The sequence below is a fragment of the Roseiarcus sp. genome (assembly GCF_052145395.1).
Classification (GTDB): Bacteria; Pseudomonadota; Alphaproteobacteria; order Rhizobiales; family Beijerinckiaceae; genus Roseiarcus.
In genome coordinates this window covers 1-2,649 of the sequence record NZ_JBKQOT010000553.1, presented here as the reverse complement: position 1 = coordinate 2,649, position 2,649 = coordinate 1, and the positions used below count along the sequence as shown (strand labels likewise).

Below are 2,649 nucleotides of genomic sequence, written 5' to 3'. Positions count from 1 at the left end.
GGTGACGCCGAGCAGCACCTGGTCGCGCTCGTTCGCCCCGACGCCCTTGACGAGCTCTTCGATCGCGTCCGGTTGGTCGCCCTTGGGCTCGTAGTCGGCCTCGATGCGGAATCTTCGCCCGCCCTCGGATTTGTCCGGTCTCGGCGGCCGGTGCGGCGTCCACGCCGGCCGGTTGCGGATGTTCGGGTCCCCGAGCTCGAGCAGCGTTTTCAGGGATTCGATGGTGGCTGTGGCGCCGGACAGGCCGCGCGGATGATTTTCCGGACCGGGCGCCTCGAAGCTGCGCTGTGGCGCCTCGCCGAAGCCGTCCGGCTTGGGCTCGACCAGCGCGGGGTTGAGCAGCACGGCGAGATGCTCGTCGAGCGGCTGCAACTCCGGCCGCGACGCTTTTCCACGCGAGGCGCGAGCAGGTTTCCTTGGGGCGGCCATGGGCGAAATATGGGGCGAGTCGGGCGGCGGGGGAAGGGCGTGTCTCCCCTCTCCCGTTGGGCGACGGAAGTCACACATTTCGAAGGCCGGTCGCTGCTCTTCTCCGGCTCTGCCGGGGAAGGTGGCGCGAAGCGCCGGATGGGGCGGGGTCCGCCACCGCAATTTTGCGGCGGATTGCACGACCGTCACCCCAAGCCTTCATTGAGCCATCCCTGCTTTCCGCACCCCATCCGGCCCTCCGGGCCACCTTCGCAACAGGGGCATGGCGACTACCGACTCGTCACCACTTCTGCGGATATCCGATGGTCGGGCCGATGGTGATGATGCCGGCGCCGTCCTTGGTGTCGCTGAGCGGCCAGGTGTGCTTCGTCGGGAAGGCGATGCTCGTGAAGGTGATGGAGATCACCCCATAGACCTGGTTTGCGAAGTTTCCCGCGATCCCGGTCAGAAACTGCATCACCTTGGTCTTGATGAACGCGTTGACCGCCGAATCGTCGGTCGCCAGCATCGTTTTGATCTTGTTCAAGATGTCGTCGGCGCTGAGTTTGCAATCCGCCGGGAAGCCGACATGGATGTTCCAGCCGTCGATCCCGATATCGGCGAACACGTTCAGATTGGTCGAGGTGTGCGGAACCAGCTTCACGCCAAACTGCACATTGGCGCCCGACTGGTCGCCGGCGACCCAGATGCCCCACGGGTTCGAGGTCAGGGTCGTATCGGACGGCAAGCCGGCGCCGCCCAGATGCTGGCTGATTTCGCCGGCGGTAATGGCGTCCGCGGGCGGCAACACCGGCTGATTGATGTAGATGTCGAGTCCGCCCTGCTGCGCCCGGGCGTAGGAGAACATCGTGCTGCGATAAACGGGATGGCCGTTCAGGGAGAGGTTGATTGCGACGTCCTTGACGTCGAAATTCGCCGGATAGTCTGGGAATGTGAAGCTGCAATTGGCGGGAGCGACCGCGCCGTTTTGCACGTGATGCAGGTTCGGGTTCGAGGGAAGGCTCGTCACGCCGAGCATCGAGATCTCGAAGTTCTGTTTTGACAAAGGCGTGAATCCGGTCGTCGGCTTCTGGCCGAGGAGAACCGCAGTAAAGAAACCCTTCGGATCGGTAATGCCGTATATTTGTCCGCTGATAGACATGGTTAGCTCCCTCAAATAGGCGACAGAAATTGAGTCGGCGCCGCCCCCGCTCGCCTCACGCTGCACGATCCGGATATGAGGGCCGGCGTTGACAGTGTGGACGCCGCGAACGTCGTTGATTTCTACAGAGCCGGCTGTGACGGCTGTCACAGTGCGCGCAGGCAAAAAGGCGCGGGCCCGGCCGCCGCTAAACAAGATTTTAGTCCTCGACCAACGCGTTCCGCGCTTTCCAACGTTAGAAGTCGTTTCGATCTTGTTTCTTGGGGCTGCGTCGGTCGCCGGATCGCGCGGGAGGCGGCAATGAACATTGGATTCAGTCTTCGGCTTGCGTTCGCGCTGGCGGCCGCGGTCGCCGGATGCCAGACCGAACGGGCGCCCATTCCGGTGATATCGGTTTCACAGTACGAAGCTCTGCCGCCGGGGCAGAAGCCGACCGTGTTCCGCGACCCCGACCCGCGGCTCGCCTACCCCCGCAACATCCACGAGACCGATGGGTTGAGCCGCAACCCCGACGACTGCGTGCGGTGGGGCTGCGTGGACAACACCAACCGCTGAGGCCGGGCGCCTTACGAGACGGGGCTCGAATCCGGGTCAATGGCATTGGCGCCGAGGACAATCGGACCATAGGCGCCGGTCCAGGCCTTCGGCGAGGCCGACCATTCATCTCGTCGGTCTGTTCGGTCACCCAGGTTCCTGGCAGTTCGGCCAGCCGACCCAACGGATTGAGATGCGCGTGCAATTGGAGATGCGCCGCTGCGGCCCCTGGACGCCAGAGCCAATGGGCGCCTGTTTCCGTGGTATCGGCCGAGCCAACCCGCAATATGGACAACGCCAGCGCTGAGGCCGGGCGCCTGATGAGACAATTCATTGACATGAACAGAACAAGAACATATGATTGCGCAGATAGGCAGAGGCGACGGCGGCGGAAGTTGAGTGTTATGTTGCATGAGGCTGCGGGTGAAGTGGCCGCTGCAAGGCGCGCGGTTTCTACAGACCCCTCTTGCTCAATCCACGCTGATCGTCGTGTTAATTAAACAACGTCTGATATCTGGCTATTAAGGGCGTCCGATCTCAATGAG

At 63.0% G+C, this 2,649-nt stretch carries 2 protein-coding genes and 1 pseudogene; 1 reads left to right on the top strand and 2 read right to left on the bottom strand.

All coding sequences use genetic code 11. The annotated features are described in order from the left end of the window. Both ACLP25_RS19055 and ACLP25_RS19050 read right to left on the bottom strand, forming a co-directional pair. Positions 1-372: pseudogene (locus ACLP25_RS19055) on the bottom strand (excinuclease ABC subunit UvrB); the annotation flags it as partial. A gap of 337 nt (positions 373-709) precedes the next feature. Beyond that, positions 710-1,570 carry a hypothetical protein gene (locus ACLP25_RS19050; protein WP_442470735.1) on the bottom strand — a complete coding sequence of 287 codons (861 nt, stop codon included), beginning with the start codon at positions 1,568-1,570 and terminating at the stop codon, positions 710-712. A gap of 300 nt (positions 1,571-1,870) precedes the next feature. On the opposite strand from ACLP25_RS19050, the gene ACLP25_RS19045 reads away from it, so the two are divergent. Then, entirely contained in the window at positions 1,871-2,125 is a 255-nt protein-coding gene (locus tag ACLP25_RS19045; protein WP_442470734.1) for a hypothetical protein, read from the top strand. Positions 2,126-2,649: the final 524 nt, after the last annotated feature.